Annotated in this window: 27 protein-coding genes; 9 read left to right on the top strand and 18 right to left on the bottom strand. The window is 69.4% G+C overall.

The annotated features are described in order from the left end of the window. Positions 1 to 88: 88 nt before the first annotated feature. On the bottom strand, positions 89 to 442 hold the full coding sequence (locus ABE438_RS16045; RefSeq protein WP_346503656.1) for a hypothetical protein: 354 nt from the start codon (positions 440 to 442) through the stop codon (positions 89 to 91). 106 nt (positions 443 to 548) lie between these two features. Here ABE438_RS16045 and phaC point away from each other — a divergent pair, with 106 nt between their 5' ends. Beyond that, the gene (gene phaC / locus ABE438_RS16040) at positions 549 to 2,390 is read left to right on the top strand and encodes a class I poly(R)-hydroxyalkanoic acid synthase (protein ID WP_465248628.1); all 1,842 of its coding nucleotides are present in this window, start codon (positions 549 to 551) and stop codon (positions 2,388 to 2,390) included. A gap of 24 nt (positions 2,391 to 2,414) precedes the next feature. On the opposite strand, the gene aac(6') is transcribed toward phaC, so the two are convergent. Continuing rightward, positions 2,415 to 2,891, bottom strand: coding sequence for an aminoglycoside 6'-N-acetyltransferase (gene aac(6') / locus ABE438_RS16035; protein WP_346503655.1), 477 nt, complete (start codon positions 2,889 to 2,891; stop codon positions 2,415 to 2,417). 131 nt (positions 2,892 to 3,022) lie between these two features. Continuing rightward, positions 3,023 to 4,372: an OmpP1/FadL family transporter gene (locus tag ABE438_RS16030; protein ID WP_346503654.1), complete on the bottom strand. Its 1,350-nt coding sequence runs from the start codon at positions 4,370 to 4,372 to the stop codon at positions 3,023 to 3,025. A gap of 466 nt (positions 4,373 to 4,838) precedes the next feature. Between ABE438_RS16030 and ABE438_RS16025 the strand changes: the two genes are divergently transcribed. Beyond that, on the top strand, positions 4,839 to 5,687 hold the full coding sequence (locus ABE438_RS16025) for a fumarylacetoacetate hydrolase family protein (protein WP_346503653.1): 849 nt from the start codon (positions 4,839 to 4,841) through the stop codon (positions 5,685 to 5,687). 82 nt (positions 5,688 to 5,769) lie between these two features. Here ABE438_RS16025 and ABE438_RS16020 read toward each other — a convergent pair whose 3' ends face one another. The 9 genes from ABE438_RS16020 to ABE438_RS15980 form a co-directional block, all read right to left on the bottom strand. Further along, complete coding sequence (locus ABE438_RS16020) at positions 5,770 to 6,510, bottom strand: alpha/beta fold hydrolase (protein ID WP_346503652.1); 741 nt, start codon at positions 6,508 to 6,510, stop codon at positions 5,770 to 5,772. 190 nt (positions 6,511 to 6,700) lie between these two features. Further along, positions 6,701 to 7,633, bottom strand: coding sequence for an N-acetyl-gamma-glutamyl-phosphate reductase (gene argC / locus ABE438_RS16015; RefSeq protein WP_346503651.1), 933 nt, complete (start codon positions 7,631 to 7,633; stop codon positions 6,701 to 6,703). Between the two features lie 324 nt (positions 7,634 to 7,957). Beyond that, a complete protein-coding gene (gene speB / locus ABE438_RS16010) occupies positions 7,958 to 8,914 on the bottom strand; it encodes an agmatinase (RefSeq protein ID WP_346503650.1) in 957 nt (318 codons plus the stop codon). A 20-nt stretch (positions 8,915 to 8,934) separates the two neighbouring features. Further along, a complete protein-coding gene (locus tag ABE438_RS16005; RefSeq protein ID WP_346503649.1) occupies positions 8,935 to 9,213 on the bottom strand; it encodes a hypothetical protein in 279 nt (92 codons plus the stop codon). Between the two features lie 173 nt (positions 9,214 to 9,386). After that, on the bottom strand, positions 9,387 to 10,139 hold the full coding sequence (locus ABE438_RS16000; protein ID WP_346503648.1) for an SDR family oxidoreductase: 753 nt from the start codon (positions 10,137 to 10,139) through the stop codon (positions 9,387 to 9,389). A 163-nt stretch (positions 10,140 to 10,302) separates the two neighbouring features. Next, positions 10,303 to 10,782 (bottom strand): 30S ribosomal protein S9, encoded by a 480-nt coding sequence (rpsI, locus tag ABE438_RS15995; protein ID WP_346503647.1) that lies wholly within the window; start codon positions 10,780 to 10,782, stop codon positions 10,303 to 10,305. Positions 10,783 to 10,784: 2 nt separating this feature from the next. Further along, a complete protein-coding gene (rplM, locus tag ABE438_RS15990; RefSeq protein ID WP_346503646.1) occupies positions 10,785 to 11,246 on the bottom strand; it encodes a 50S ribosomal protein L13 in 462 nt (153 codons plus the stop codon). A gap of 197 nt (positions 11,247 to 11,443) precedes the next feature. Further along, positions 11,444 to 12,217 carry a sulfite exporter TauE/SafE family protein gene (locus tag ABE438_RS15985; protein ID WP_346503645.1) on the bottom strand — a complete coding sequence of 258 codons (774 nt, stop codon included), beginning with the start codon at positions 12,215 to 12,217 and terminating at the stop codon, positions 11,444 to 11,446. After that, positions 12,214 to 12,642, bottom strand: a complete 429-nt coding sequence (locus ABE438_RS15980; RefSeq protein WP_346503644.1) for a PaaI family thioesterase — start codon at positions 12,640 to 12,642, stop codon at positions 12,214 to 12,216. The genes ABE438_RS15985 and ABE438_RS15980 overlap by 4 nt, the downstream gene beginning before the upstream one ends. Before the next feature lie 92 nt (positions 12,643 to 12,734). Here ABE438_RS15980 and ABE438_RS15975 point away from each other — a divergent pair, with 92 nt between their 5' ends. From ABE438_RS15975 to ABE438_RS15965, 3 genes are all read left to right on the top strand, one after another. After that, positions 12,735 to 13,544, top strand: a complete 810-nt coding sequence (locus tag ABE438_RS15975; protein ID WP_346503643.1) for an enoyl-CoA hydratase — start codon at positions 12,735 to 12,737, stop codon at positions 13,542 to 13,544. A gap of 65 nt (positions 13,545 to 13,609) precedes the next feature. Further along, on the top strand, positions 13,610 to 14,158 hold the full coding sequence (locus tag ABE438_RS15970; RefSeq protein WP_346503642.1) for a CoA-binding protein: 549 nt from the start codon (positions 13,610 to 13,612) through the stop codon (positions 14,156 to 14,158). Between the two features lie 82 nt (positions 14,159 to 14,240). After that, positions 14,241 to 15,518 (top strand): O-acetylhomoserine aminocarboxypropyltransferase, encoded by a 1,278-nt coding sequence (locus ABE438_RS15965; protein ID WP_346503641.1) that lies wholly within the window; start codon positions 14,241 to 14,243, stop codon positions 15,516 to 15,518. A 37-nt stretch (positions 15,519 to 15,555) separates the two neighbouring features. Here the strand turns inward: ABE438_RS15965 and ABE438_RS15960 are convergent, their stop codons facing one another. Both ABE438_RS15960 and ABE438_RS15955 read right to left on the bottom strand, forming a co-directional pair. After that, the gene (locus ABE438_RS15960; protein ID WP_346503640.1) at positions 15,556 to 15,990 is read right to left on the bottom strand and encodes an HIT family protein; all 435 of its coding nucleotides are present in this window, start codon (positions 15,988 to 15,990) and stop codon (positions 15,556 to 15,558) included. Continuing rightward, complete coding sequence (locus tag ABE438_RS15955) at positions 15,983 to 17,056, bottom strand: COX15/CtaA family protein (protein WP_346503639.1); 1,074 nt, start codon at positions 17,054 to 17,056, stop codon at positions 15,983 to 15,985. Before ABE438_RS15955 ends, ABE438_RS15960 begins: the two co-directional genes overlap by 8 nt. A 119-nt stretch (positions 17,057 to 17,175) precedes the next feature. Here ABE438_RS15955 and ABE438_RS15950 point away from each other — a divergent pair, with 119 nt between their 5' ends. Next, positions 17,176 to 17,382: a DUF2842 domain-containing protein gene (locus ABE438_RS15950; protein ID WP_346503638.1), complete on the top strand. Its 207-nt coding sequence runs from the start codon at positions 17,176 to 17,178 to the stop codon at positions 17,380 to 17,382. A 12-nt stretch (positions 17,383 to 17,394) separates the two neighbouring features. On the opposite strand, the gene ABE438_RS15945 is transcribed toward ABE438_RS15950, so the two are convergent. Then, a complete protein-coding gene (locus ABE438_RS15945; RefSeq protein ID WP_346503637.1) occupies positions 17,395 to 18,447 on the bottom strand; it encodes a polysaccharide deacetylase family protein in 1,053 nt (350 codons plus the stop codon). 138 nt (positions 18,448 to 18,585) lie between these two features. Between ABE438_RS15945 and ABE438_RS15940 the strand changes: the two genes are divergently transcribed. Next, complete coding sequence (locus ABE438_RS15940; RefSeq protein ID WP_346503636.1) at positions 18,586 to 19,797, top strand: GNAT family N-acetyltransferase; 1,212 nt, start codon at positions 18,586 to 18,588, stop codon at positions 19,795 to 19,797. 19 nt (positions 19,798 to 19,816) lie between these two features. On the opposite strand, the gene ABE438_RS15935 is transcribed toward ABE438_RS15940, so the two are convergent. After that, entirely contained in the window at positions 19,817 to 22,000 is a 2,184-nt protein-coding gene (locus ABE438_RS15935) for a GumC family protein (protein WP_346503635.1), read from the bottom strand. Between the two features lie 214 nt (positions 22,001 to 22,214). On the opposite strand from ABE438_RS15935, the gene ABE438_RS15930 reads away from it, so the two are divergent. After that, positions 22,215 to 22,772 carry a polysaccharide biosynthesis/export family protein gene (locus ABE438_RS15930; RefSeq protein WP_346503727.1) on the top strand — a complete coding sequence of 186 codons (558 nt, stop codon included), beginning with the start codon at positions 22,215 to 22,217 and terminating at the stop codon, positions 22,770 to 22,772. Positions 22,773 to 22,812: 40 nt separating this feature from the next. Then, positions 22,813 to 24,000, top strand: a complete 1,188-nt coding sequence (locus tag ABE438_RS15925; protein WP_346503634.1) for a glycosyltransferase family 4 protein — start codon at positions 22,813 to 22,815, stop codon at positions 23,998 to 24,000. Here ABE438_RS15925 and ABE438_RS15920 read toward each other — a convergent pair. Both ABE438_RS15920 and ABE438_RS15915 read right to left on the bottom strand, forming a co-directional pair. Then, the gene (locus ABE438_RS15920) at positions 23,987 to 24,325 is read right to left on the bottom strand and encodes an SMR family transporter (protein ID WP_346503633.1); all 339 of its coding nucleotides are present in this window, start codon (positions 24,323 to 24,325) and stop codon (positions 23,987 to 23,989) included. The genes ABE438_RS15925 and ABE438_RS15920 overlap by 14 nt on opposite strands. Beyond that, positions 24,322 to 24,726, bottom strand: a complete 405-nt coding sequence (locus ABE438_RS15915; protein ID WP_346503632.1) for an SMR family transporter — start codon at positions 24,724 to 24,726, stop codon at positions 24,322 to 24,324. Before ABE438_RS15915 ends, ABE438_RS15920 begins: the two co-directional genes overlap by 4 nt. Positions 24,727 to 24,868 lie beyond the last annotated feature (142 nt).

The following is a 24,868-nucleotide window of genomic DNA, read 5'->3' as shown; positions in this document are numbered from 1 at the left end:
GCACCGCAGCTTCCGCCGAGACAGGGCTAACCGCGCAAGAATCGTCGAAACAATGCCGCAGGGCGCCGATGTGCGCGGCCGCGACGCCCTACTCGGCCGGCGGCAGCTTGGCCGGGGCCGGCGGCGCGGTCTGGCCGAGGCTCTGCGCCTGCGTGCCGGCGGCGGCGTTGGAGACGCGCTTGGCCTCGAGCTCGGCCTCGAGCTTCTTGAAATCCTCGACGGTCATGCGCTTGGCGTCGCGGCTGACCGTGGTGCCGACCGGGATGTAGCGGGCATCCTGCGGGCGGGTCTCGACGACGAAGGGCTTGGCCTCGCCCGGCTTGGTCGCCAGATCGGCGAATTCCGCGACGCCGCGGGCAGCTTCGCAGCCCGCCAGGGCGGTTGCGAGCAGGCCCGTGACGGCGGCCGCCTTGCACATCTCCCGGAAGCGATCGTCAGCCATTGCCCAGCTTTCGTAAATTTCTTTTGTCACCCATAACGGTTACGTCCTTAATAGGTCCAAAATGGGGTGTCCAACGCCCCGCAGCCACGACGCCCGAGGAGCCGCGATGAGCCCGCCCGCCACCGACAGAGCGCAAGCAGGCGCCAGCCCGGCGAGCAGCGCGCCCGCGGATGCGCCGCGACTGCCTGATTTCGACGCCATGGCGCAGAATATGGGCCGGCTGGTCGAGGAGGCCGGCAAGGTCACCGCCGCCTATCTCAAGCCGATCGAGCGCGGCGAGGCCAAGACCGGCCAGGCCGACGAGGCCAGCGAGATGGTCAAGGTGCTCGGCCGCGTCGCCGAGCGCTGGATTAGCGACCCGCGCCGGATCATCGAGGCGCAGGCCTCGATCACCGGCGATTTCCTCAGCCTGTGGAGCAACACGCTGAAGCGCCTCGGCGGGGAGACCACCGAGCCGGTGATCGAATCCGAAGGGCGCGACCCGCGCTTCGCCGATCCCGAATGGCGCGAGCATCCGGTGTTCGACTTCGTCAGGCAGGCCTATCTGCTCTCCTCGCGCTGGGCGGAGACGCTGGTCGACAAGGCCGAGGACCTCGACCCGCACACCCGCGACAAGGCGCGCTTCTACGTCAAGCAGCTCGCCGGTGCGCTCTCGCCCTCCAACTTCATCGCGACCAATCCCGAGCTGCTGCGCGAGACGCTGGCGCAGAACGGCGAGAACCTGGTGCGCGGCATGAAGATGCTGGCCGAGGACATCGAGGCCGGCGGCGGCGAGCTCAAGATCCGCCAGTCGGACGCGCGCGCCTTCGAGATCGGCGTCAACATCGCCATGACGCCCGGCAAGGTCGTGTTCCGCAACGATCTGATCGAGCTGATCCAGTACGCTCCGGCCACCGAGACCGTGCTGAAGCGGCCGCTGCTGATCGTGCCGCCCTGGATCAACAAGTTCTACATTCTCGACCTCAACCCCGAGAAGAGCTTCATACGCTGGTGCGTGGCGCAGGGGCTGACCGTCTTCTGCATCTCCTGGGTCAATCCGGACGAGCGCCACGCCGCCAAGGATTTCGAGAGCTATATGCGCGAGGGCATCTTCGCGGCGCTGGAGGCGATCGAGCAGGCCTGCGGCGAGAAGAAGGTCTCGGCCATCGGCTATTGCGTCGGCGGCACGCTGCTGGGGGTGACTTTGGCCTATATGGCGGCGACCCGCGACAAGCGCATCGACAGCGCCACCTTCTTCACCACGCAGGTCGACTTCACCCATGCCGGCGAGCTCTCGGTCTTCGTCGACGAGGACCAGATCCGCGCCCTGGAACAGCAGATGTCGCAGCGCGGCTATCTCGACGGCTCGCGCATGTCGGGCGCCTTCAACATGCTGCGCCCGAACGATCTGATCTGGTCCTATGCGGTCAACAACTATCTGAAAGGCAAGGCGCCGAGCGCCTTCGACCTGCTCTACTGGAATTCGGATTCGACGCGGATGCCGGCGGCGAACCATTCCTTCTACCTGCGCAATTGCTATCTCGATAACACGCTGAGCCGGGGCGAGATGAGCCTCGGCGGCAAGCGGCTCGACCTCGGCAAGGTCAAGATCCCGATCTACAACATCGCCACCCGCGAGGACCATATCGCGCCCGCCAAGTCGGTCTTCATCGGCTCGCAGAAGTTCGGCGGCCCGGTCGACTATGTGCTGGCCGGCTCCGGGCACATCGCCGGCGTGGTCAACCCGCCCTACAAGGTGAAGTACCAGTACTGGACCGGGCCGAAGCCGGAGGGCGCGCTGGAGGACTGGACCGCCAAGGCGCAGGAGCATCCCGGCTCCTGGTGGCCGCACTGGTTCGGCTGGCTGGAGGCCCAGGCGCCAAAGCGCGTCGCGCCGCGCATTCCCGGCGCGGGCGGCCTCCCCGCCCTCTGCGACGCACCCGGAACCTATGTGAAGGTCAAGGCCTGACGCAGCGCAGGCGGCCCGCCACGGTCAGGTCGCCCCGCCGTCCTCTGCGGCGAGCGGCTTGCGGAAGAAAACCACCCGCTCCGTCTCGACGAAACCGAGCGCGCGATGGAGCGCGAGGCTCGCGGCATTGCCGATCGCCGCGTCGGAGGCGAATTCGGAGCAGCCATGCCCGCGCCCCCACGCTTCGACGGCACGGCAGAGCATGCGGGCGACCCCGGACCGGCGGTGCGGCCCGGCGACGAAGATACCTTCGAGAAACACGACCGGCGAGGTCTCGCAGCCATTGACATAGTCGCTGCGCAGGGCGGCCTCGGCGAAGCCGATGCAGGCGCCCTCGCCCGTCAGGGCGACGCAGGCGAAAGCGTGGTCGCGGCCGGCGGCCAGGGCCGCCTCGATCTCGGCGCGATGCTCGGCCGCATCCGCCTCGGGCCAGAGCTCTGCCCTCAGCGCAGCCCAGGCGGAGAGATGCGCCTTGCCGGCGGGTTCGATCGTGATCGTCATGCCCTGCTCCACGCCGCGGTGCGTGACGAAGCTGCGCCGCGAAGCCCCAGAATCCGGGCAGAGACGGCCGCCAGACAACGAAAAAAGCCGGCCCGCAGGCCGGCTTTCGAGATCTCGTGGCGATTGGGCGATCAGTACTTGCGCACGACCGGGTCGCGCACCGGGACCGTCTCGGTCGGGTTGTCCCAGCGCCAGGTCAGCGCCGCCGAAGCGACGTGAATATAGGGCTCGGCCGCCGCGGTGTAGATGACCGGCGAGCCGTTCTGCTGCGGATGGAAGCCCGTATAGTTCACCCGCGCCTTGTTGACGTGGATATAGGTGTAGCCGAGGTCGAGATTGAGCTTCTCGGTGACCTTGTAGCTCAGACCGGCCGACAGCCAGAGGCGGTCGTTGTCGGAGATGAAGACCGTGCGGTTGCGGTCGTTCACGGCCGAGAGCTCGTAGCCGACACCGGCGCGCAGCGTCAGGTCGGAATTGTACTTGTACTCGAGACCGCCCGAGAAGAACCACGAGTCGTCATACTCGAAGTTCAGGCTGGTGACGGGCGCGCTGCCGAAGCGGGTGACGACCGGAATGCGGTTGAAGCGGCTCCAATTGGTCCACTCGACGCCGATATGCGCCTGCCACTGGTCGTTGATGACCTGAGACACGCCGACGACGACGGAGTCCGGCAGGTTGAGGTTGGCCTTGACCGGGAGCACCGGCGGAGCGCCGGGCGAGCCCATCAGCTTGCCTTCCAGCGTCTGGCGGATCGAGGAGCGGTAGGCCACGCCGATGGTGGTGCCGTCCATCGGGGTCAGGGTCGCACCGACGCGATAGCCGAAATCGATGGTGTCGCCGTCGAGGATCACGTTGCCGGCAGTGGCGGTGATGCCGTTCGCCTGCTTCAGGTTGGCCTTGAAGTACTGGATCTGCAGCGCGGCACCGATCGAGAGCCAGTCATTGACCTTGTAGCCGATGGTCGGCGCCACGTTGATCGAGCGGACCTTGGCCGAGCGGCCATAGACCTGGCCGGCATGGAACTGGTTGTCGGCCTTGGAGCGCAGGCCGAACGGCGCGCCGGTGGTCAGGCCGATCCAGAGCCGGTCGGTGAGCTGCCAGGCGGAATAGCTCGCCGGGATGAAGGCACCGTCGCCGCCCAGGTCGCCGGTACCGAACGGGCTGCCGCCGAAGGCCTGGATCGGGAAGCTGCCGACAGGCGTGCGGACCGTGGTCGGCGACGTCGGCTTATAGTCGCCGTTGGCGTAGAGATAGGTGAAGTTCCACTGGCTGTTGCGGCCGGGGAACATGGTGATCGTTGCCGGGTTCCAGGCCATGGCGCCCATGCCGATGCCGCCCGAGGCCGCGCCCGCATAGCTCATGCCGAGACCCTCGGCGCTCTGGCCGCTGCGGATCGCGAAGGAGCTGGCGGAGGCGGCGCCCGCGGCCAGGAGGGCACACAGCGACACGGTGGCGGCGGTGAATGTGCGGAGGCTCGACATCGCGGCTTCTTCCCCGGAAACGATTTGTTCTCTGGGCCCGTGCGAAAGGACCGGGCGAATCTGGATTCACCATGCCGTTCCCGCAGTTCCGCCGCAATCCCGCCATCGGAGGCGGCCTAATCGTGCAGGAGCAGCAATCTTCCGCTAGGGAAGGCGCGAATTCGGCTCGAAACGGCGCTGTTTTCGCAGCGACCTCCTAGAGATAGCTTCCAAACGAACAGTTTATATCGAAACTTTCGCCGGTTCTTATTGTGCAACGCACAAATTGAGCCGCATCCACCGTCCCCCATCTTTGCCGATTACCCGATTCCGTTGCAGAAAGAACACATTCGCCCGCCCCTCCACATGGGGATGGGGCATGCGCCTGACCGGACTTGCGCCGGCCCCGTGGTCCGCTAAGGATCGCGCCGGTCCATGCGGGCGTTCACCGGCCCGTTTCAAACGATTTGAGTATGGAGGAAGCGACGTGAAACTGGTTCGCTACGGAGCGTTCGGCCAGGAGAAGCCGGGCATGATCGATGCGGCGGGCAAGCTGCGCGACCTGTCCGCGCAGGTTCCGGACATCGCCGGCAAGACCCTGACCGCGGCGTCGCTGTCCAAGCTGAAGGCGCTGGACCCGGCCTCGCTGCCGCTGGTCGAGGGCTCGCCGCGCATCGGCGCCTGCGTCGGCGACGTGCGCAACTTCATCGCGGTAGGCCTCAACTTCGCCGACCACGCCGAGGAGACCAACTCCCCGATCCCGAAGGAGCCGATCCTCTTCAACAAGGCGCCGAACTGCATTGTCGGCCCGAATGACGACGTGATCGTCCCCAAGGGCTCCGAGAAGACCGACTGGGAAGTCGAGCTGGCGATCGTCATCGGCGATGGCGGCTCCTATATCGAAGAGAAGGACGCGATGGCGGCCATCGCCGGCTTCTGCGTCTGCAACGACGTCTCCGAGCGCGCCTTCCAGATCGAGCGCGGCGGCCAGTGGGCCAAGGGCAAGGGCTGCCCGACCTTCGGTCCGCTCGGCCCCTGGCTGGTCACCCCCGACGAGGTCGCCGATGTGCAGAACCTCGCCATGTGGCTCGAAGTCGATGGCGAGCGCGTTCAGAACGGCTCCTCGAAGACCATGATCTTCGGCGTGACCTATCTGGTGCACTACATCAGCCAGTTCATGCGCCTGGATCCGGGTGACGTGATCACCACCGGCACGCCTCCCGGCGTCGGCCTCGGCTTCAAGCCGCCGCGCTTCCTCAAGGGCGGTGAGACGGTCAGCCTCGGCATCGAGGGCCTCGGCACCCAGACCCAGAAGTTCAAGGCCTATCAGGGCTGACGAATCCAGCGCCGCCCGGGACTTAAGTCCCGGGCGGCGTCTTTTTCTGAGCGCCCATTGGCGGGGGCCGCGCTCCCGCCCGCTATTGCCGGCGCAGCCAGTCGATTACCTGAGCCACCGCGACGCGCGGCGTCTGCGCATGATCCGCCTCGACCACCAGCCGCGTGCCGGAATAGGCCGCGCGGTCGCCCATGGCGGGCCGGTCGGCGGTTCCCACCACCCAGAGAGACGGCCCGCGCAGGCCGCTGCCGCGCGCCGCAGCGGCCGCCGGCCCAGACGGGTCGAAGAAGCTGAGATAGGCCTCGGCCGTCGTCGTCACCGGGAAGACCTTGCCCTGGTTGAAGTCGAGGAAGCGCGCCTTCTGGCCGCCCTTCCCGGCCGCCACCAGCGCCTTGGCCTCGGCGACGCTCTCGCCGGTCTGGCCGGCGATGAAGTCCGGCCGGTGGCCGGGCGCGAGCGCGACCACGGCGTCGACGCCGCCATAGCGCGCCGCATAGCCGATGGAGAGGTTGGCGCCGAGGCTGTGGCCGGCCAGCACGATGCGCGAGGCACCGCCCGCCTTGAGCTTCGCCACCGCGGCATGCACCTCGCCCAGCGTCTGGTCATAGGTGCGATAGCCCGACGTCCAAGACATGCGCGGCAGCATGACGGTGGCGCCCTGCGCCTTCAGGGCCTGCGCCAGCGGCTGCAACGGGCCCTGCCCGCCGGCCTTGCCGTGGATCAGGACGACGCCGGTGCCGCGCAGCTCGAAGGCCTGCGCCGTCACCGGCAGGAACGCCGCCGCCGCGGCCAGAGCGAAGACCGGTCGGCGCAACGCGCGCAACAGCGCGGCCCGCCTCCGGAAAGACAGGAATCCTGACATGATGAGATGACCCCTCCCCGTCGGCGGCCGGTCGATCCGGGCGCGACGAGCCCTCATCCTAGCGCCGATTTCGCGCCGTCGCGCAGCCCCTTCTTTCGGAAGGGCGCGCGACGGCCGGGGGAGGTCGGAGTGGCCCCGCAGCCGGTCGGGCTCAGCCCTGCGGCAGGCCGAGCATCAGGCGGATGTTCTGCACGGCAGCGCCCGAGGCGCCCTTGCCGAGATTGTCGAGCCGGGCGACCAGAACCACCTGCCCCGCCGCCGCATTCCCGAAGACGCGCAGCTCCAGCCGGTTGCTGTCGTTCAGCGCCTGCGGCTCGATCTTGCCGTTGGCCTCGGCCGGGACGACGGTGACGTAAGTACCGCCGGCATAGCGCGCCGTCAGCGCCGCCTCGAGATCGGCGGGCTTCGGCCGGCCGGGCAGCGTGTCGAGATGCAGCGGGATGCTGACCAGCATGCCCTGCCGGAAATTGCCGACGGAGGGCACGAAGATCGGCCGCCGCTGCAGGCGCGCATAGGTCTGCAGCTCCGGTAGGTGCTTATGAGCGAGGCCGAGGCCGTAGAGTTCGAAATCCGGCGCCGTGCCGGCCTCGTAGGCCTCGATCATCGCCTTGCCGCCGCCGGAATAGCCCGAGACCGCGTTGACGCTGACCGGATGGTCGGCCGGCAGCAGGCCGGCATCGACGAGCGGGCGCAGCAGCGCGATGCCACCGGTCGGATAGCAGCCGGGATTGGAGACGCGGCTCGCCTGTGCGACCGCGTCGGCGAAGCCGGGCTCCAGCTCCGGGAAGCCGTAGGTCCAGCCCGGCGCGACGCGATGGGCCGTCGAGGCATCGACGATCTTGGGCGCGTCGGCGCCGAGCTCGTCGGCCAGCGCGACGGATTCCTTGGCGGCATCGTCGGGCAGGCAGAGCACGACGAGGTCGACCTGCTGCATCAGCGCCTTGCGGGCGGCCGGGTCCTTGCGCTTGTCGGGGTCGATGCTGCGGATCTCGACCTCGGGCACCGTGGCGAGGCGCTCGCGGATGCCCAGCCCAGTGGTGCCGGCCTCTCCGTCGATGAAGATGGTCTTACGCGTCTGGCTCATCGGACCCTCGCAAGGCGTCTGGTGGAAGGCCGGCTGTCGTGCCTTGCCGGCTCAGGGCATAAAAAAAACCGCGCTCCAGGGCGCGGTCGCGGGCGTTCGGATCTAGCCGAGCGTCATCGCGGGCGCGCCGGGGCGGCCATGGCGAAGCGACGTCGGATCAGGATCGTGGTCATGGCCGGTATATGTTCGCTGCCGGCCGCGCTGTCAATCGGCGGGCTAGCGCGGCGGGTGGGCGCCGCCGCCCCCCAGGCGGCGAAAGCGCAAGGATCGGAATCGGATGCGTGCGATCGCGACGAGACCGATTCAAGCGCTTCGCAAACCGATTCAACCGGCCTTCTTCTCGGCCAGGGCCTGGATGTAGTGCTGCGCCACGGCGGCGCCGGCGATCGCGGTGGCGTCGGCATGGTCGTAGGGCGGCGAGACCTCGACGATATCCATGCCGCGGAAATCGAGGTCGCGGATCGCCCAGACCATGCGCAGCGCCTGGGCCGAGGAGAGCCCGCCGGCGACCGGCGTCCCCGTCCCCGGCGCGAAGGCGGGATCGATCGCGTCGATGTCGAAGGTCAGATAGGCCGGGCCGTGCCCGACACGCTGGCGCACCCGTTCGGCAACACCCGCCGCACCGAGCGCGTCGGCCTCGTATCCGTCGATGATCGCGATGCCGCAATCGCGCGGTGCCACCGTACGGATGCCGATCTGGATCGAGCGCTCGACGTCGATCAGCCCCTCGCGCACCGCCTCGAGCACGAAGGTGCCGTGGCTGATCGCGCCGACGCCGTCGTCCCAGGTGTCCTGGTGCGCGTCGAACTGCACCAGCGCCAGCTTGCCGTGGCGGGCGACATGGGCACGCAGCAGCGGCAGGGTGATGAAGTGGTCGCCGCCCAGCGTCACCAGATGCGCCCCGCCGGCAATGATCGCTGCGGCCTCGGTCTCGATGGCCCGCGCGCAGCCCTGCAAATCGCTGCGCGGCAGCAGGCAGTCGCCATAGTCGACGGCCGAGAGCCGCTTGAACGGGTCGCGGCGCGAGGGATATTGCGCGTCGCCGTCGAAGATGGCGCTGACGCGGCGCAGCGCCTGCGGCCCGAAGCGGGTGCCCGGGCGATTCGAGACCGCGAGATCGAAGGGCACGCCCCAGATCACCAGATCGCAGCCCGAGACGTCCTTGCTGTAGCGGCGGCGCATGAAGGAGAGCGCGCCGGCATAGGTCGGGTCGTGCGCCGGGCCGAGGCGGTCCCCGGTGAAGGCATGGTCGATGGTCGGGGTGTCGGCGGGTTCGGTCATGGCGGCAGGTCCGGGAGGGTTCAGCGGCGCCCGGTCAGCCAGACATAGAGGCACCAGGGCAGGATGAGGGCGAGGCCGGTCAGCACCAGCCGGAGCGTGGTCCAGGCGACGGGGTTGTTGAGCGCGCGGCCGTCGAGCTCCGGTACGCCGTGGATCAGGCCGAGCGCGAAGGCCGGGGCCAGGAACACGACGAGCGCCCCGCCGATGCGCCGCCCGCGCGGCAGATCGGTACGGGCGAGCGCCAGCAGGGCCGGCACGGCCACCATGCCGAAGGCGATCAGGACGAGGATGACGCGCATCGCAGCTCCCGGACGGCTGACGCATCGCACCGAACAGCCGGCTCCATTCCTCGGAATACGCCGATGCGATGACAGTTGGATGGATCACCGTGCTCGCGCCCGGTCGGACGCGCAGCGATCCGGCGGACGCCGTTTAGCATGTCGCGCGTCCCGCCGCAGCGGTTTCGGCGGGCCTAGCGTCCGCCCGCGACCCGCAGCGTCACGCCGGTGGTGTAGGAGGAGGCCTCGGAGAGCAGGAAGAGCACGGATTCGGCGATCTCGCGCGCCTCTGCCGGGCGCTTGAGCGGCACCAGCGCCGAGAGCCTGGCGACGCGCGGCCCGTCTCCGGTGGAGAGCGCGTGGATCTCGGTGTCGGTGACGCCCGGCGCCACGCCGTTCACGCGGATGCCATGGCGCGCCAGCTCCTTCGACAGGCCGATGGTGAGCGAGTCGATGGCGCCCTTGGAAGCCGCGTACCAGACATATTCCTCCGGCCCGCCGAGCGTCGCCGCCGAGGAGGAGATGTTGACGATGGCCCGGCCGGGCTGGCCGGCATTGGCGATCAGCGCGCGCGAGGCCTCGCGCGCCACCAGGATCGCACCGGTGACGTTGAGGTCGATGCAGGCACGAATGACCGTCGTCTCGGCCTCGGCGAACGTGCTCGCCTTGCCGGTGATGCCGGCATTGTTGACCACGGCAGTCAGCGGGCCGAGCGCCGCGGCCGCCTCGGTGAAGACGCGGATGATGTCGGTGGCGCTCGCCATGTCGCCCTGCAGCGCGACCGCCTTCGCACCGGCCGCCTCGCAGCGGGCGACGACCTCGGCCGCGGCCTCGGCATTGCCCTGATAGTTCACCGCCACATCGTAGCCGCGCTCGGCCGCGAGCACGCAGGTCGCGGCGCCGATGCCACGGCTGCCGCCGGTGACGAGAAGGACGGGACGGGTCATGGCGGGCTTTTCTCCGGCTCGGGGCGCGACAGGGGAACAGGAATTCGCCGCGCGCGGCAAGCGCGGCCCGCCCTGCGCGGGGACAGTGCACAAATGAAAAGGGCGGCTCGCGAGAGCCGCCCCGATCGATGACCGGCACGAGGCCGGCCGAAGGCGTGAAGGATCAGCGCTTCGAGAACTGGAAGGAGCGGCGGGCCTTGGCCTTGCCGAACTTCTTACGCTCGACGACACGCGCGTCGCGGGTCAGGAAGCCTTCCTTCTTGAGCGGGCCACGCAGCTCGGGCTCGTAATGGGTCAGAGCCTTGGAGATGCCGTGACGGACCGCGCCGGCCTGGCCGGAGAGGCCGCCGCCCTTGACCGTGACGATGACGTCGTACTGGGTCAGGCGATCGACGATCTGCAGCGGCTGCTGCAGGATCATGCGAAGCACCGGACGCGCGAAGTAGACTTCCTGGTCGCGGTTGTTGACGGTGACCTTGCCCGAGCCGGGCTTGATCCAGACGCGGGCGATCGCGTTCTTGCGCTTGCCGGTGGCATAAGCGCGGCCGAGCGCATCGACCTTCTTCACATGGACCGGAGCCTCGGGCTGGGTGCCCTTGGCGACCTGGCCGAGATCTTCGAGAGACTGGAGAACCTCAGCCATCGTCAGACCCTCGCATTCTTGCGGTTGAGCGCCGCGACGTCGAGCGTCTCGGGCGACTGGGCGGCGTGCGGATGCTCGGAACCCTTGTAGACGCGCAGGTTACCGAGAATCTGACGGAAGAGCGGGCCACGCGGCAGCATGCGCTCGACGGCCTTCTCGACGACGCGCTCCGGGAAGCGCCCCTCGAGGATGAACTTGGCCGAACGCTCCTTGATGCCACCCGGGAAACCGGTGTGGTGGTAGTACACCTTCTGGTCGCGCTTGCGGCCGGTGAAGGAGACCTTGTCGGCATTGATGATGATGACGTTATCGCCGCAGTCGACATGCGGGGTGTAGGCGGCCTTGTGCTTGCCGCGCAGACGCATCGCCACGATGGAGGCGAGACGGCCGACGACGAGCCCGGAGGCGTCGATCACAACCCACTTCTTCTCGACGTCGGCGGGCTTGAGCGAGATGGTCTTCATCGCGGCACCCTTCGGCAGACTGGAAAAAGGACAAGCCGCCGGGAGCCCGGCGGCGGTGTGTGGCGGGGAATAGAGAGCGCCCCGCGATTTGTCAACGGCTCGAAAACGAGCCGAGGCAGAAAAACATCAGCATTTCCAGTTTATTAGAAAAACAGGTAACTGGATACCGCATCTTTTTTCGACGGCTTGCCAGATGTTCAGCCGCGCAAGCCCTGCCAGATCAGGAAGGCGCCGCCCAGCATCACCACCGCGTCGAGGATGCGGGCATGGCCTTCCAGTGAGAGGGAGGCGGCCATCCGGCGCGCCAGGAAGGCGCCCGGCACCGCACTGACGCCGATCAGCAGCGCCATCACCACGGCCGGCCAGGGCAGCGCGCCCTGCCAGGCGAAGACCGCCGACTTGACGATGCCGACCGGCAGCGAGATCGCGGCGTCCGTCGCGATCACCGCCATGCCCGTCAGGCCGGAGGAGAGCAGCATCGCCAGCAGGACGATGCCGGAGCCCGAGGTTCCGCCGACGAGCAGGCCGTAGCCCGTGCTCGCCGCAGCGAGGCCGGCATCGCCGAGATGGCCGCGGCGCCCGGCGAGCCAGCGGCGCACCGGCACCAGCAGCACCAGCGCGGCGCCGATCACCAGGGTCGCGGCCGGCCCCGAGAGCAGCGTGTAGCCCCAGGCGCCGAGCGCCGTGGTCGGCAGCGAGCACAGCGAGATCAGCACGGCGCGCCTCATGTCGAGATGCGCACGGAAGGCGACGAGCCGGCTGCCATTGGTCAGCAGCGCCGACAGGCCGATGACCGGCACCACCGCCTCCGCACCGATGATCGGGATCAGCACGGGCGGCAGCAGCAGGCCGGTGCCGTAGCCGGCGATGCCGCCGACGACAGAAGCGAGGAAGGAGGTGACGGCCACCAGCAGATAGGCGGCGAGCCCGGGATCGGCCGAAAGACCCGCCAGCAGCGCCTGCGCGCTCACGGGCCGGCGGGAATCGAATAGGTGCCGGTCGCGTGGCAGACCAGCTCGCTCTCGCCCTGCGAGCGGATCGCGACCTCGCCCACCGCCAGACGCCGGCCGAGCTTGAGCAGCCTGCACTCGCCGATGAGCGCCATCGGGGCCGGCTTGCGCAGGAAGTTGTAGGAGAGGCTCGTCGTCACCGCAAGCGGGACCGGGCCGATCTGGGCCAGGATCGCGGCATAGAGCGCCAGATCGGCCAGCGCCATCATGGTCGGCCCCGACAGGGTGCCGCCCGGGCGCAGGTGCTTCTCGTGATAGTCGCAGCGCATCCGCGCCGACATCGGGCCGACCGCCTCGACGAAGAAGGTGCGCCCGCCGTAATGCAGCTGCGGAAAGACCTCGTCGAGATAGGCATCGAGCTCGGCGGCGGTCATCTTGGTGGTCATGGTGCGCAAAACCGGGAGCTGGACTGACGACCCTCCCCTTGCGGCATGGCGACGCCGCCTCGACAATAGCGGGACCAGCGAAAGGCCGCCCCATGAACGCCCATCATCTCCAGCCGGCTCCGGTCCTCCTGCGCGAGGACGCCGACGGAATCGCGCAGCTGACGCTGAACCGCCCGCAATCGCGCAACCCGCTGAGCGAGGCGATGCTGGCCGCCCTGTCGCAGGCCTTCGCCGCCATCGCCGAGGACGGCTCGGTGCGCGCGGTAGTTCTGGCGGCGGCCGGTCCGGTGTTCAGCGCCGGGCACGACCTCAAGGAGATGAGCGCGCATCGCGCCGACGCCGACCGCGGCCGAGTCTATTTCGCCGACATCCTCGGACGCTGCTCGGCGATGATGCAGCAGATCACCGCCCTGCCCCAGCCGGTCATCGCGGCGGTCGAGGGCACGGCCACGGCAGCCGGCTGCCAGCTCGTCGCGAGCTGCGACCTCGCCGTCGCCGGCAGCGGAGCCCGCTTCTGCACGCCGGGCGTCCATATCGGCCTGTTCTGCTCGACGCCGATGGTGGCGCTGTCGCGCAACCTCTCGGCCAAGCACGCCATGGAGATGCTGCTGCTCGGCGAGATGGTGCCGGCGCCGGAGGCCGCGCGCATGGGGCTGGTCAACCGCGTCGTCCCGGCCGGCGAGGCGCTCGCCGAGGCGAGGCGGCTCGCCGCGACCATCGCCGCCAAATCGGCGGTGACGGTGAAGACCGGCAAGCGCACCTTCTACGAGCAGCGCGAGATGGGGCTGAAGGCGGCCTATGACCACGCCTCCGCCGTGATGGTGGAGAATATGATGGCGCGCGACGCCGAGGAAGGCATCGGCGCCTTCATGGAGAAGCGCCAGCCGGTCTGGGAGCGCTGAGGCGCCCTCCCTTTCGCGAGACTTTCCGCCGGCGGCCGAGCCCGCCGCAAACCATGAGCCAGACGATGACGCCCCTCGCCTATCCCGACCATCTGATCCGAGACATCCTCAAGGCCTCGAAGCGCATCGCGCTGGTCGGCGCCTCGGCCAACGAGGCGCGCCCGAGCTGGATCGTCACCAAGTACCTGCTCGACCGCGGCTATGACGTGATCCCGGTCAATCCCGGCCTCGCCGGCCAGACGCTGCTCGGCAAGACGGTGTATGGCTCGCTGAAGGAGATCCCCGGGCCGATCGACATGGTCGAGATCTTCCGCAATTCGGAAGCGGCCGGGCCGATCGTCGACGAGGCGCTGGCGCTCACGCCCCTGCCCAAGGTGATCTGGATGCAGCTCTCGGTCCGCAACGACGAGGCGGCCGCCCGCGCCGAAGCGAAGGGGCTGACCGTGATCATGGATCGCTGCCCGAAGATCGAATATGGCCGGCTCTCGGGCGAGATCGGCTGGCAGGGCATCAATTCCCGCATCCTCTCGTCGAAGAAGCCGGCGCTCGCCGGCAAGGGCTTCCAGAAGCTGACGATCGACCGTCCGGGCCTGCGACGGCCGCCCTCCTCCTGAACCCCATCCGATTGACGCCGAACAAAGCGTTCGGTAAATCGAACGAAAGCAGCACACGACCAAAGCGCCGAGGGAGTACGCCATGACGGACCGCGCACCGGGTTTCAACACGCTCGCCATCCATGCGGGTGCCGCGCCCGACGCCGCCACCGGCGCCCGCGCCACGCCGATCTACCAGACCACCAGCTTCGTGTTCGACGATGTCGACCACGCCGCTTCGCTGTTCGGTCTGCAGGCCTTCGGCAATATCTATTCGCGCCTCGGCAACCCGACCAATGCGGTGCTGGAAGAGCGCATCGCGGCGCTGGAGGGTGGCACGGCCGCGCTCGCCGTCTCCTCCGGCCACGCGGCCGAGTTCCTGAGCTTCCACACGCTGCTGCAGCCGGGTGACGAGTTCGTCGCGGCCCGCCAGCTCTATGGCGGCTCGATCAACCAGTTCAACCATTCCTACAAGAACTTCGGCTGGAACGTGATCTGGGCGGATGTCGACGACCTCGAGTCGTTCGCCGCCGCGGTGACGCCGAAGACCAAGGCGATCTTCATCGAGTCGATCGCCAATCCGGGCGGCGTGATCGTCGACATCGCCGGCATCGCCAAGATCGCCAAGGCGCACAACATCCCGCTCATCGTCGACAACACGATGGCGACGCCCTACCTGATCCGCCCCTTCGAGCACGGCGCCGACATCGTCGTGCACTCGGCCACCAAGTTCCTCGGCGGCCACGGCAATTCGATCGGCGGCCTCCTGGTCGACGGCGGTTCGTTCAACTGGGTCGGCGACGACCGCTTCCCCATGCTCTCCAAGCCGCGCCCGGAGTATAACGGCATGGTGCTGGGCGAGACCTTCGGCAACTTCGCCTTCGCGATCGCGGCGCGCGTGCTCGGCCTGCGCGACATGGGCCCGGCGCTTTCGCCTTTCAACGCCTTCATGATCCTGACCGGCATCGAGACGCTGCCGCTGCGCATGCAGCGCCATTGCGACAACGCACTCAAAGTCGCGACCCATCTGGCGCAGCATCCAGCGGTGGAATGGGTCAGCTATCCGGGCCTGGCCGACGACAAGTACCATGCGCTGGCGCAGCGCTATACGCCGAAAGGCGCCGGCGCAGTGTTCACCATCGGCCTCAAGGGCGGCTACGACGCCGGCGTCAAGCTGGTGTCGAACCTCGCCCTGTTCTCGCATCTGGCCAATATCGGCGACACGCGCTCGCTGGTGATCCACCCGGCCTCGACCACCCATCGCCAGCTCACCGACGCGCAGAAGACTGCGTCGGGCGCCGGCCCCCAGGTGGTGCGCCTGTCGATCGGGCTCGAGGACGCCGAGGACCTGATCGCCGATCTCGACCAGGCGCTCGCCTGAGCCGACGAGGCGACCGGCCCGCGCCGGCCGCGTCCTTTTACGCAGAGAGCTCGCCGCGGATGCGGCGGGCCGTCTCGTCCAGCTCTTCCGGCGCCAGGCGCGGCAGCGGACGAAAGGTGACGACCTCCTCGGCGAAATAGCGCCGCGAGGTCACGTCGTGCTTCTCCACCATCGGAATCAGATGCCCATGCGCATGGGCGACATCCGTCCCCGTGAACATGAAGGCGACGCGCGGCACGCCGTAGAGCCGCTTCAACGCCCTGGCGATCGGCTGGGCCATCTGCACGAGCTCGGCCGCGACATCGGCCGGCATGTCGTCGAAGAACGGGTGATGCGCCCGCGGCACGATCAGCACATGGCCCGGCCGCACCGGCGCGATATCGAGAAAGGCGACGAGCCGCTCGCTCTCGGCGACCTTGTGCACCGGGATGCGTCCCGCCGCGATGGCGCAGAACGGGCAGCTCTCAGACACGATCGCGCAGCCCGGTCTGCGTGCGGGTGACGTGCACCACCGCCATGGCGAGCACGGCGAAGCCCAGCGCCTGATGCGCCAGCCCGGCCCAGAGCGGCACCACCAGCAGCAGCGTCACCACGCCGAGCGCCGCCTGGGCGAGCACGAGGCCGGCGAGCGCCGTCGCCCGTTTGGCGCCGCCGGAGCCGGGCGCGGCGTTGCGCAGCGCCAGCATGTGCCAGAGCGCCACGGCCAGCAGCACATAGGCGCCGATGCGGTGGTTGAACTGCACCAGCGCGACATTGTCGACGAAGTTCTCCCAGAGCGGCGTACCGGCGAAGAGCGTCGCCGCCGGCGGCACCAGCCCGCCATCCATCAGCGGCCAGGTGTTGAAGGTGAAGCCGGCGCGGGAGCCGGCGACCAGCCCGCCGAGCGCGATCTGGACGAAGACCAGCAGGAGCAGCAGCCAGGCGCCGCCCAGGCTGCGCGCGGTCTCGATGCGGCGCGGCGGCGTCAGCCAGGTGGCGAAGGCGATCACCGCGCCGAAGAACAGGCCAGCGAAGCTGAGATGCAGCGTCAGCTTGACCGGCGCCACCGCGACCATGCCCGGCTCAAGGCCCGAGGCGACCATGATCCAGCCGATCGTGCCCTGCAGGCCGAGAAGCAGGCCGAGGCCGAGCAGCACCCCGACCTGGCGCCAGGGCAGCAGCCGGCGCAGCGCCACGACCAGGAATCCGGCAAGATAGACCAGACCGATGAAGCGGCCGAGTTGGCGATGGCCCCATTCCCACCAGTAGATGAACTTGAACTCGCCGAGGCTCATCCCGGTATTGAGCAGCTGGTATTGCGGGCTGGCGCGATATTTCGCGAACTCCTCGGCCCAGGCGCCCGCCGAGAGCGGCGGCATCGCGCCGGTTACCGGGCGCCATTCGGTGATGGAGAGGCCCGAACCGGTCAGCCGCGTCGCGCCGCCGACGACGATCATCACGAAGACGAGCAGGGCCACCGCCCAGAGCCAGCGCCTGATGCCGGCATGCGCCGGGGGAGCCGGCACCGCCTCGATGGGCTGGTCGAGCACGATCGTCACGGGATGGAACCTCCGGTCGCGGGGGATAGCGCTTCACAAGCGCGGCAGCGGGTGACAGATAGTCCCGGCCCCCGCGCCGAACAACGCCCGCAATGCCGCAGTCCGGATGAGAAAACCCCATGAGGCAGACCCACCGCAAGCTGATCGGGACCGTGGTGATCCTGATCTTCGTCTGCGTCTACGCGCTCGTCGCCATGGCGCTGGCCCAGGGCCGCATCACCGAGGCGGCGAAGCCGATCCAGACCATCGCCTATATCACGCTGGGCCTCGCCTGGATCCTGCCGCTGCTGCCGCTGATCAAGTGGATGGAGCGCAAGGACGGCTGAGCCTGCCGCCGCTCAGCCGACATTCAGCCGGCGGCCGCGGTTCCAGGCCAGGAAGGGCAGCCCCGAGAGCAGCGCCCTGAGCGCCGCTTCCGACTGGTGCAAACCGTTCAGCGAGACGCGCGGCAGAGCGTGCAGGTGCTGCGCATGGGCGGCGAAGAGATGCCCCGGGCGCGTCGTCACCGCGCTAGCGAAGCCGAGCTCGCGCGCCAGCGCGAACTCCCGCGGGCCGGCCGAGCCGGGATCGCCGACCGGATAGGAGAGATGCCGGATGTCGAGGCCGAGCGTCTCGGCGAGCCAGCGCCGGCTCTCCGCCATCTCCCGCCGCGCCGCTTCCTCCGGCAGGCCGGCCAGCATGGGATGGCTCATCGTGTGTGCGCCGATGGTGACGCCGGGCGCGCCGGCCAGCCCCTTCAGCGTCTCGACCGGCAGGCATTCGCGCTCGACCAGCGCGACGGGATCGACGCCCGCCCGCGCCGCCAGCTGCGATATCGCAGCCAGCAGAATCGCTTCCGGCCCCTTGCGCAGACGCCAGTAGAGCGCATCGAAGGCCCTGCCCTTTTCGGCGTCGTCGCGCGTCGCGGCGCTGAAGCGGCCGTCCGGCAGGTCGAGCGTGATCTCCGGCAGGATGCGGATCGCCTCCTCCAGCTCGCGCCACCACAGCCTCGCCGTGCGCTCGGCGAAGCCCGGCACGACATAGAGCGTCCATGGCGCCTGGTGCTTCGCCAGCACCGGCCAGGCACGGTCGAGATTGTCGCGATAGCCGTCGTCGAAGGTCAGCGCGACGAAGAGCGGGCCCGGCCGCGGATCGGCGAGCCGGTGCAGCGCCTCGTCGAGCGGGACGATCTCGTAGCCCTCGGCGCGGATGAGTTGCAGCGCCCGGTCGAGGAAGCCCGGCGTGATCTCCAGCAGGCCGTTGGGGCGGAAGCCCGAGCGCAGGGTCGGCCGGACGTGATGCAGCGTCAGGATCGCGCCACGCCCCTGCGCCAAGCCGCGTCCCCAGCCGGCGGCGCCGGTCAGGTCGAGCGCGGTGAAGGCGGCCGAAAACAGCTTGTGGCGCAGGCTCATGGCGACGCTGCCCGATAATCCGATTCAACCATTCGCTAACGGTGTCCCGCGAAGTCCCGCCCGCTCTGGCGCCGGGATGGCCTGTCCGTTCACAATGCCCGATTAAGCAGTTCGCGTCGCGCCGTCGAGAATGCCGCCATGACAGAATCCGACCCCGCCTCCCCCCGGCCCGCCGGCACGCCTGCGCCGGACGGCCGGCGGCTGCGGGTGGAGCACGATATCGCCGCGCTCGAACCGCTGTGGCGGGCGTTCGAGCGCGAGGCGCTGGTCACGCCCTATCAGGCCTATGACTGGGTGCGGCCCTTCGTCGAGACCGTCGGCCGGGCGGACGGGATGCAGGCCCGCTTCGTCGTGGTGGAAGCCGCGGACGGCACCATCCTGGCGCTTCTGCCGCTGGCGATCGAGCGCCGGCTCGGCGCCTCCCTCGCCGCGTTCATCGGCGGCAAGCACGCCAATTATCATATGGGCCTCTATCGCAAGGACTTCGCCGCGGCGCTCGACGATGCCGCCGCGGCGCGGCTGTTCCAGGCGGTCGGGGCGTTGCTGGCGGTGGATGCGCTGGCCTTCGTCAACCAGCCGCCGGACTGGCAGGGCGTGCGCAACCCGGCAGCGCGGCTCCCCGGCGGGCCGAGCCCGAGCCGGTCCTACAAGCTCGCGCTGATCCCCGGCGACGGCGAGGCGACGCTGCGGCGCGCCATGAGCAAGCATGCCCGCAAGAAGATGACGACGAAGCACAACCGCTTCGCCGAGTTCGGCCCGTCGCGGCTGCTGCTGGCCGGCGATGCGGCCGAGATCGAGCGCGTGCTCGACGCGTTCCTGCTGCAGAAGGCGGCGCGCTTCGCGCAGATGGGCCTGCCCGACCCGTTCGCGGCGCCGGCGATGCGCGCCTTCTTCCGCCAGGCGGCGCTCGCCGGGAACGGGCAGAAGCCGGTGATCGAGCTGCATGCGCTGGAACTGAACGGCGGCATCGTCGCGACCTATGTCGGGGCGGTCCAGGGCGGACGCTTCTCCGGCATGGCGACCTCCTTCGACCTCGATTCGGTCGCGGCGCGCACCAGCCCGGGCGAAATCCTGCTGATCGAGCTGATCCGGGCGAAGTGCGAGGAGGGACTGACGATGTTCGATCTCGGCGTCGGCGAGGCCCGCTACAAGACGACGATCTGCGACGACAGCGACGCGCTGGTCGACAGTTTCCTGCCGCTGACGGCGAAGGGCCGCGTGCACGCGCAGATCGGCCGGGCCCGGCGCGCGCTGAAACGGACCATCAAGGGCTCGCCGCGCCTGCTCGCGCTGGTGCGCCGCGTCCAGGCGCTGCGCACGCGGGCGCGCCCGCCAGCCGACGAGGCGTGAACCGCATCGCGGCCCCGGCTCAGGCCAGGGCCGGGCTGCCGTCCGGCGACAGGGGCGCCATTTCGACGGGCTTCGCCTGCGCGCGCTTCTCGGCCATGACCAGCGCGATCGGCGCCTTGGTGATGTCGGCCAGCCGATAGGCGGCCTCGACGGCATGGCCGTTGCCGGCATGGCCGGCGACGACCAGCGCCGCCCGGGCGCGGGCCGCCAGCGGCGCGAGCACGCGGCTCTCGTCGGTGGAAGCGGCGACGACCACGACCCAGTCATAGGTCTCGCACAGCGCGTCCAGCGCCAGCTCGACCAGTTCGGGCGCGGCCAGCACCGCCGCGCGCCCAGCCCGGCCCGGCGCGATCTCGTGCAGGCGCTGGTTCGGACGGCGGGTGATGACGTCGGAGAACATCGCCTCGCCCGAGAGCAGTTCGGAGAAGCCGGCCTGCTGGCGCTCGTCGTCGCTGGCGAGATCGACCAGCACGCAGCGCGCCCGCTCCGAGAGCATGGCGGCGAGGTCGCGGGCCGAGACCTCGGTCGGCTCGGCCGCGTCGAGGGCGAGCAGCAGAGATGCGCTCGCGCCGCCGGGCTCGCCGAGCCGGCGCGCGATCTCGCTCAGGCTGGCATCGGCGTCGGCGAGATCAAGATGCAGCTGTCCGACCCGCCCGCCATGTGTGAGCAGGCCCGCAACCGGGCGCGGCGGCATGTCGGGACCGGCGGCGACGGGCGCGCCGACCTCGTCCTCGCGCGTGCCGGCACCGACCCAGCCCGGGCTCTTGCGGCGGGGCTTTTCGGCCGGCGCCGAAGCGCCGCCGTTCAGCAGCTCGCGCGAGACCACCAGAGCCAGCGAGACCAGGAAGGTCGCGAGCGTCGAGACCAGCACGATCGGCAGCTTCTTCGGGAAGGAGGGCTGCGTCGGCTCGACGGCGCGCGAGATGATGCGCGCATCCGCCGGCTGGGCACTGAGCGAATCGCGGGCGAGCGCCTCGCGATAGCGCAGCATGTACTGCTCGAGCTGCTCGCGCTGGGTCCTGGCCTCGCGCTCCAGGGCACGCAGCTGCACCTCGCTGTCATTGGCGCCCGAGGCGGTCTTCTTCTGGCCTTCCAGCGCGGCCGCGACGCTCTCGACGCGCTGGCCGGCGATCTTGGCCTCGTTCTCCAGCGTGCGGACCGCACGCTCGGCGGCGGCGCGGATCTGGCCTTCGAGGTCGGCGAGCTGGGCGTTGAGCTCCTTGATGCGCGGATGCTCGGAGAGGAGGCTGCGCGACTCCGCCGCGAGCTGCGCCCGCAGGTTGACGCGCTGCTCGATCAGGCGACGCACCAGCTCGTTGTTGGCGACGTCGGGGATCTCGAACAGCCGGCCACTGCGCAGTGCCTCGCGGATGATGCCGGCCTTGGCCTGCGCCTCCGATTGCTGGCTGCGTGCCGCCGAGAGCTGCGTCGAGAGATCGGCGAGTTGCTGCGAGGTGATCGTGGTGTTGTTCGGCCCGACGAGCAGGCCGTTGCGCGAGCGGAAATCCTCGACCTTGGCCTCCGACTCGGCGAGGCGCTTGCGCAGCGGCTCGATGGTGGTCGACAGCCAGGAGGAGGCGCTGCGGGCGGTGTCCTGCTTGGCGGCCTCCTGCATCTCCAGATAGAGCGCGGCGATCTCGTTGGCGCCCTTGGCGGCCAGCGCCGGATCCTGCGAGGTGAACTCGACCGCGACGATGCGCGAGCGCCCGACCGGATAAACCAGCAGCCGCTCGTAATACTTCTCGAGCACCCGGTCCTCCGGCGAGCGATCGGCCGGATGGGCGCCGATGCCGAGCAGCACGCCGACCTTCCTGAGCGCGCCGAGCGCCCCCGCCCCGGAATCGAACTCCGGGTTGCCGACGAGGCCGATGCGCTTGATCGCCTCGCGGGCGAGGTCGCGCGACATGATCAGCTGGACCTGGCTCTGCACGCCCTCGCTGTCGAATTGCGGGCCGGCGCCATCCGGGCCGGGGCCTGGACGGGTGTAGTAATTGTCGCGGTTCTCGAGATGGATCTGGGCCTCGCCGGTATACCGGGGCGTGATCACATTGACCGCGATGCTGGACAGGGCAAGCGCGGCGAGCGTCGGCCCGATGATCCAGCGCTTGCGCGCCTTGATCGCGGCCCAGAGCGCCGACAGGTCGAGCATGTCGCCGACGCGACCATCACCCATGGCGGGAGCAGTGTCATAGCGAGATGTCATGACGCTTCCATTCACGCAATACTCTCTGCGCCCCGGCGAGACGCAGCGTTCAAGAGACGACATTAAGGTTATTGGCGGGTTAAGACGGCTTCCGCGGTTGCACGGCGCCGATTTGCGCCTCGGCCGGGACGGTCGGCAGCCGGCGCGGCTCAGATTTTGTTAACCATATCGCCCCTAGCATTGCGGCAGTCCGTGAACAGGTCCGCCAGTGATGATGCTTCGACGCCATGTCTGTCTTGCGCTCGCGACCGCGCTGGCGGCGTCCGCTTGCGCGCCGCGGGTCTCCGCGCCCGATATCGCCATCGACGATCGCCAGCCCTACCGGCTCGCCAGCGGCGACCGGCTGCGGGTGATCGTGTTCGGCCAGGACAATCTCTCGAACGTCTACGCGGTGGACGGCTCGGGCCGCATCGCCATGCCGCTGATCGGCACGGTCGACGCGCAGGGGCGCACCACCGACATGCTGGCGCGCGCCATCGAGGCGAAGCTGCGCGGCGGCTATCTGCGCGAGCCCAAGGTCTCGGTCGAGGTCGATACCTACCGGCCCTTCTTCGTGCTCGGCGAAGTCACCAATTCGGGACAGTTCCCCTATGTGAACGGGATGACCGTGCAGACCGCGGTGGCGATCGCCGGCGGCTTCACCCCGCGCGGCCAGCGCGAGCAGGCCGAGATCACCCGCGTGATGGACGGACGGCAGGTCACCGCCACCGTGCCGATCACCTATCCGGTGCGGCCGGGCGACACGATCGTCATCAAGGAACGCTGGTTCTAGCCGGCCCCGCCCCGTCGCCAGCGCCTGCGGAGGACCGACGATGTCCGGCGAGACCGGGGCCGCGCCCCTCAGGATCCTGCACGTCTTCCGGGCCCCGCTCGGCGGGCTGTTCCGCCATGTGGTCGATCTGGCCAACGGACAGGCGGATCGCGGCCATCACGTTGGGATCTTCTGCGATTCCTCGACCGGCGGCACCCGGGCCGACGCGCTGTTCGCCGAGCTGGCGCCGCGCCTGACGCTCGGCGTCACACGCGTGCCGATGTCGCGCTATCCCAGCCCGACCGATCTGCGCGCCCAGATCGCGGCGATCGCCACCCGTCGGTGCCTGGCACCGCAGATCGTGCACGCCCATGGCTCGAAGGGCGGACTCTATGCGCGGCTGCCGGCACTGTTCTCGCCGAAGCGCAACTTCACGACGGCCTATACGCCGCATGGCGGCAGCTTCAACTACCGGCCGGGCAGCAGGGCCCATCGCCTCTACATGGCCGTCGAGCGGCTGCTTGAGCCGGCAACCGACATGTTCCTGTTCGAGAGCGCCTTCATCGCCGGGCGTTTCGAGGCGAGCATCGGACACCCGCCGCGCTCGGCCCACCGCATCGTGCTGAACGGCATCTCCGAGGCGGAGTTCGCGCCGATCGACCATGGCGGCGCGACCTTCGACCTGCTCTATCTCGGGGAGCTGCGCTCGGCGAAAGGAGTCGACACGCTGGTCGAGGCGCTGGCGCTGCTGCGCCAGGAGGCCGGACTGACGCCCTCCATCCTGATCGTCGGCTCCGGGCCGGACGAGGCGCTGCTGCGCGAGATGGCGGCGGCACGCGGCATCGCCGCGCAATGCACCTTCGAGCCGCCGGGGCCGATCCGCGCCGCGCTGACGCGGGCCCGGCTGATGGTGCTGCCCTCGCGGGCGGAATCGCTGCCCTACGTCGTCCTGGAAGCGGCCGCGGCGGCGCAGCCGCTGATCGCGACCGATGTCGGGGGAATCAAGGAGATCTACGGGCCGGAGAAGGCGCACAGGCTGATCCCGCCGGACGAGCCGCGCATCCTGGCGCAGGCAATTCGCGGCGTCCTCGCCACGCCCGAACAGGAACGCCGGGCACAGGCGGCGGGTCTCGCCGCCCATGTCCGAGCGCATTTTTCGCTCGACGCGATGGTCGAGGGGGTGCTCGGCGGCTATCGCAGCGCCCTGGCGCAGCGCGGCCTCGGACCGGCGCCGCTCAGCCGAGCTTGAGTGCCAGCACGCCAGCGATCACGCAGGCGATCCCGAGCCAGCCGGCGGGCCGGATGCGCTGGCCGAAGGCGAGCGCGCCGACGACGGCCGTGAGCACCAGGCCGACACCGCCCCAGACCGCATAGGCGACCGAGAGGTCCATGCCGCGAATGGCCTGGGCGAGCGCCGCGAAGGCGCCGATGACCAGCAGCACGCCGGCCGCGCCGGGCAGGCGCTGCTTCAGACCGTCGGAGATCTTGAGCAGCGCGGTGCCGGAGACCTCGAGCAGGACCGCGAGCGCGAGCCAGCCGAGGGCGAGGATCTGCGGAGACAGGGAGATGCTCACACGAGCCTCCCGCCGGTCACCTCCGTCGGGTTGCGGGCCGTGGGGATGTCGGGCTCGCGCGCGCCATCGGCGGCGCCGTCACGTCCGACGCCACGCTCGAGCAGCACGATGCCGGCGATGATCAGCGCCAGCGCGAGAATGCGCGAGACCGTGAGATGCTCGGCGAAGAGGATATGGCCGATGACGGCGATCCCGACGATGCCGAGCCCCTCCCAGACCGCATAGGCGACAGCCATCGGGATGACCCGCAGCGCCAGGCTCAGAAGCGCGAAGGACAGGCCGATGAGGAGGAGAGGCAGGATGGCGGCGAAGAGAGGCGCGGAGACGAAGGCCTTCAGCGCCGATGTGGCGGCAACCTCGACGACGACCGCCGCGAGCAGAACGAACCAATGAAAAGACATAAGACACACATGGACGCCGACCCAGGGCGCCTGCGTCGCGGGGGCGACGGAGACGGGGGGCGTATCGTTGGCATTTGGGAATGGTGTTCGAGAGCGCGACCGGGTCACTCGACCGTGGTCACGAAATGATCGCATGCGCCGC

It is taken from the genome of Allobosea sp. TWI1241, assembly GCF_039673065.1.
GTDB lineage: Bacteria > Pseudomonadota > Alphaproteobacteria > Rhizobiales > Beijerinckiaceae > Allobosea.
This window is presented reverse-complemented; position numbering and strand designations above follow the sequence as displayed.

Excerpts from the sequence above, each read along its gene's own strand:
- rplM (WP_346503646.1), bottom strand. The coding sequence starts at position 11,246 with ATGAAGACCATCTCGCTCAAGCCCGCCGACGTCGAGAAGAAGTGGGTT.
- argC (WP_346503651.1), bottom strand. The coding sequence starts at position 7,633 with ATGAGCCAGACGCGTAAGACCATCTTCATCGACGGAGAGGCCGGCACC.
- ABE438_RS15980 (WP_346503644.1), bottom strand. The coding sequence starts at position 12,642 with ATGACCACCAAGATGACCGCCGCCGAGCTCGATGCCTATCTCGACGAG.
- ABE438_RS15970 (WP_346503642.1), top strand. The coding sequence starts at position 13,610 with ATGACGCCCCTCGCCTATCCCGACCATCTGATCCGAGACATCCTCAAG.
- ABE438_RS16005 (WP_346503649.1), bottom strand. The coding sequence starts at position 9,213 with ATGCGCGTCATCCTCGTCCTGATCGCCTTCGGCATGGTGGCCGTGCCG.
- rpsI (WP_346503647.1), bottom strand. The coding sequence starts at position 10,782 with ATGGCTGAGGTTCTCCAGTCTCTCGAAGATCTCGGCCAGGTCGCCAAG.
- ABE438_RS15965 (WP_346503641.1), top strand. The coding sequence starts at position 14,241 with ATGACGGACCGCGCACCGGGTTTCAACACGCTCGCCATCCATGCGGGT.
- ABE438_RS16030 (WP_346503654.1), bottom strand. The coding sequence starts at position 4,372 with ATGTCGAGCCTCCGCACATTCACCGCCGCCACCGTGTCGCTGTGTGCC.
- ABE438_RS15925 (WP_346503634.1), top strand. The coding sequence starts at position 22,813 with ATGTCCGGCGAGACCGGGGCCGCGCCCCTCAGGATCCTGCACGTCTTC.
- ABE438_RS15950 (WP_346503638.1), top strand. The coding sequence starts at position 17,176 with ATGAGGCAGACCCACCGCAAGCTGATCGGGACCGTGGTGATCCTGATC.
- ABE438_RS16000 (WP_346503648.1), bottom strand. The coding sequence starts at position 10,139 with ATGACCCGTCCCGTCCTTCTCGTCACCGGCGGCAGCCGTGGCATCGGC.
- phaC (WP_465248628.1), top strand. The coding sequence starts at position 549 with ATGAGCCCGCCCGCCACCGACAGAGCGCAAGCAGGCGCCAGCCCGGCG.
- ABE438_RS15940 (WP_346503636.1), top strand. The coding sequence starts at position 18,586 with ATGACAGAATCCGACCCCGCCTCCCCCCGGCCCGCCGGCACGCCTGCG.
- ABE438_RS15945 (WP_346503637.1), bottom strand. The coding sequence starts at position 18,447 with ATGAGCCTGCGCCACAAGCTGTTTTCGGCCGCCTTCACCGCGCTCGAC.
- ABE438_RS15915 (WP_346503632.1), bottom strand. The coding sequence starts at position 24,726 with ATGTCTTTTCATTGGTTCGTTCTGCTCGCGGCGGTCGTCGTCGAGGTT.
- ABE438_RS15935 (WP_346503635.1), bottom strand. The coding sequence starts at position 22,000 with ATGACATCTCGCTATGACACTGCTCCCGCCATGGGTGATGGTCGCGTC.
- ABE438_RS16045 (WP_346503656.1), bottom strand. The coding sequence starts at position 442 with ATGGCTGACGATCGCTTCCGGGAGATGTGCAAGGCGGCCGCCGTCACG.
- ABE438_RS15930 (WP_346503727.1), top strand. The coding sequence starts at position 22,215 with ATGCTTCGACGCCATGTCTGTCTTGCGCTCGCGACCGCGCTGGCGGCG.
- speB (WP_346503650.1), bottom strand. The coding sequence starts at position 8,914 with ATGACCGAACCCGCCGACACCCCGACCATCGACCATGCCTTCACCGGG.
- ABE438_RS15975 (WP_346503643.1), top strand. The coding sequence starts at position 12,735 with ATGAACGCCCATCATCTCCAGCCGGCTCCGGTCCTCCTGCGCGAGGAC.